We start from the raw sequence: 3,396 nt of genomic DNA, 5'->3' as shown, positions 1-3,396 counted from the left end.
CCCCCATCTCCGGAGTTGAACTAAACGCCAACTCTGAACCCCAAGAAACGGTTACCCCCTCTGAATCTGGGACAGTTTCAGCCCCTCTCGATCCGAGTCAAATTCTGCGATCGCTAGGAACTTGGCCCCAACTGTCCGCATTACCCCAATTACTAGTCTACACACGCCATCAGAACCCAGAAGTTCGCCAGCAAATCGCTTTAGCGCTCGGACAACTCGCTGCCTCCTGTCCTTTGCGCTCAGAAACCGAACGGATCATTTCTGCTCTTGGGCAACTGAGTCAAGATGCTAGTCCCTTTGTGCGTGAAGTTGCCATGACTGCCCTAGGAAGCATAAGATCCGATCTCGTTTTACCTTATTTACAACGGGGCTTAAATGATGCTGTGGCTGATGTGAAAAAAGCAGCCTCTTTAGCCCTACAACAAGCTAGACTCACCCAATCTTCATCTCCAAAACCTCGGTCTTTATGGGAAAATCGCCCGGAGAGTGGGGGAATGGGGCAATAAAGGTGGAGGATTAGGGGATGGGAGGACACGGGGACGCGGAGACTGGAATTACTCACTATTGCTAAATTGCCTGTTCCCCATTCCCTATTCCTTATCAGAAGAATGGGTCTAAAACCCCGTCCTTCTAGGACGGCTTTTCTTGTTCTCTAATGTACTGCTTTAGAACTTCTATTGGCACGCCTTCAATGGAGCTAACAAAATAGCTAGGACTCCAGAGGGCATCTTTTCCATAGGGTTTAGGGTAGCCAGCTTGACCATATCGACGACTAGAAACGCCTTTAAGGGCATTCACCATCTGAGAGATAGAAAGCTTAGGTGGGTACTCAATCAGCGCGTGAATATGGTCAGACTCTCCATTGAATTCGAGTATCTGAAAATCCATTTTCTTAGCCACTTCATTAAAAGACTTTCCAATAATTGCAAGGCTTTCAGCAGTGAACACAGCCCTACGATACTTGGTCACACAAACCAAGTGAACTTTAAGGCTTGAAATACTGTGTCTTTCCTTGCGTAAATTGGTTGTCATTCTCTGTAGACCAAGCTAGAATGAGTTTACAGACCAATTCTAGCACAAGCCATGAAAACCAGATATAAATACCGTTTCTATCCAACTGACCAACAGCAACAAAGTTTAGCTCAGTTGTTTGGTTGTGTTCGGGTGGTGTGGAACGACGCTTTAGCTTTCAGTAAGTCCGATAAATACCCTGGGTACAACAAACTTTCCGCGATGTTGACTCAGGCAAAGAAGACTGAGGCTAGAAGTTGGTTGTCTGGTGTTTCATCCGTTCCGTTGCAGCAGTCTCTTAAGCAGTTGGAAACCGCCTACAAGAACTATTTCAATTCCTTAAAGGGAAAGCGAAAAAGTAAAAAAGTGGGTCAACCCAAGTTTAAGAAGAAGACATACGATCAGTCTGCAACGTTCACAAAAGCAGCGTTTTCTATCAAAGAAAGAGGTGTGTTTTTAGCTAAAATTGGCAATCTAAAACCAATTGGGTCTAGAGAGTTGCCGTCTAGTCCAAGTTCTGTAACAGTCATCAAAGATTGTTCTAACCGCTATTTTCTGAGCTTTGTGGTAGAAACTGAACCCGTTCATGTCGATGCGAAAAACCAAAGTATCGGAATCGATTTAGGGATCAAGACATTTGCTGTAATGTCTGATGGCTCTAAGGCTGTCAGCCCTGACTACTCAAAGGTAGATCGCAAAATTCGCCAGCTTCAGAAGAAACTAGCTCGTCAGCAAAAAGGCTCAAACCGGAGAAACAACACTCGTCTTCAGATTGCTAGACTACACAATCGTATTTCAGATACTCGCCAAGATTTCTTGCACCAACTATCTACGAAGCTTGTTCGTGAAAACCAAACGATTGTCTTAGAAGATCTGAACGTATCAGGCATGGTAAAGAATCGCAAGCTTGCAAGGTCTATTAGTTTGCAAGGTTGGAGAGAGTTTAGAACGCTCTGTGAGGCAAAATCTCAGAAGTTTGACAGAGAGTTTCACCTCATCAATCGATGGGAACCGACTAGCCAGATTTGTTCTAAGTGCGGCTACAAATAGGGCAAGCTCGATCTAAAAATTCGGTTGGTTCGATGCCTAAATTGTGGCACTGAACACGACCGAGATGAGAATGCAGCAAAAAACATAGAACGAAGTCGCCATAGGGCATTGGGAGACTCTAAACGGACGCAGAGACAGAGTAAGACTACTTCGGTAGCATCAGTCAGTGAAGCGTTAAGAATCACCGTGGCTTCAGCCCGGTGAGTATGTCAATTCGTAGTTCCATACAACACAAACCATGAATCAACAACTCGCTTTTTTAGGACTTGGAGTTATGGGCGGGCCTATGAGTGCTAACCTGGCTCGTGCCGGATATCCGATTAAAGGGTGGAATCGTACCCCCGATCGCCCAGGGGTAAGGGCGGCTCTAGAGGCAGGTGTAGAGATCGTTTCCTCCATTCAAGAAACTGTAGCTACAGCAGATGTGATTTTCTCCTGTGTGGGTGATGTCCCCGATGTGGAGGAAGTCCTATGTGGCCCGGGCGGTGTGGCAGAATGGGCGAGACCAGGGACTCTGGTGGTGGATATGAGTACCATTGGCCCGAATGCCGCTCAGGCGATCGCCCAAACCTTATCCACTAAATCACTCCGATTTTTAGATGCTCCCGTCTCTGGGGGAGATATTGGGGCACAAAACGGCACATTAACAATTATGGTCGGAGGTAGTGAAGCTGATTTTAACGAATGCTTACCCTTCTTTGAAGTCATGGGAAAATCTATCCATCTCTGCGGCCCGGTTGGCAGTGGACAAGCGGTTAAACTCTGTAATCAAGTCTTATGCTCGGCCAATCTCATCGGTTTATGCGAAGCCATAAAACTGGCCCAAAAACAGAAGATCGATCCCAATTTAATCGTTGAAGTTTGTAGGGGTGGTGCGGCTGGCTCTTGGGCGCTCTCCAATCTCGGCCCTAAAATTAATCAGTCTGATTTTGCTCCTGGTTTCGCCATTAAGCATATCTTAAAAGATTTACGCTTGGTTTTAGAAATGATTGAAGCCGAAGATTTCCCAGGTACTGAGTTAGCCAATCAGCATTTTAAGAGTGTTGAGAAGCTAGATAATGGGGGAGAATTGGGCACTCAGGCAATGATGAAAATCTATCACCCTTCTTGAGGAGTGGACTTGAGAAATACATACACCTGTTCTTCTCTAAAAAACTGTTCTTTTAGCGATCGCCTCTAGGCTCTTCCCGATACCCAAACGGGCGTTAGATTAGCATAGATTGAGTTAAGGATAACTGTACCCTATGCCTATACCCTTCGACAGCGAAGATAAGGAATAGGGGGAGATATTCTTGCTGCTATCACTCTTAATGGCCTACTATCACCTCCTATATG

The 3,396-nt window shown here is 45.7% G+C and carries 3 protein-coding genes and 1 pseudogene; 3 read left to right on the top strand and 1 reads right to left on the bottom strand.

The genetic code is table 11. The annotated features are described in order from the left end of the window. Positions 1–506, top strand: a 506-nt coding sequence (locus AC3A14_RS24385; protein ID WP_318735829.1) for a HEAT repeat domain-containing protein, incomplete at its 5' end; no start/stop codon positions are given. 124 nt (positions 507–630) lie between these two features. Here the strand turns inward: AC3A14_RS24385 and tnpA are convergent. Beyond that, complete coding sequence (gene tnpA / locus AC3A14_RS24380; protein ID WP_318735830.1) at positions 631–1,032, bottom strand: IS200/IS605 family transposase; 402 nt, start codon at positions 1,030–1,032, stop codon at positions 631–633. Positions 1,033–1,083: 51 nt separating this feature from the next. On the opposite strand from tnpA, the pseudogene AC3A14_RS24375 reads away from it, so the two are divergent. Then, positions 1,084–2,265: pseudogene (locus AC3A14_RS24375) on the top strand (RNA-guided endonuclease InsQ/TnpB family protein). A 34-nt stretch (positions 2,266–2,299) separates the two neighbouring features. After that, positions 2,300–3,172, top strand: a complete 873-nt coding sequence (locus tag AC3A14_RS24370; protein ID WP_318735834.1) for an NAD(P)-dependent oxidoreductase — start codon at positions 2,300–2,302, stop codon at positions 3,170–3,172. The last annotated feature ends 224 nt before the right edge of the window (positions 3,173–3,396 follow it).

Source organism: Roseofilum sp., assembly GCF_982964205.1.
Note: the sequence above shows the minus strand (reverse complement) of the source record. Positions and strands in the feature narration are given on the sequence as shown.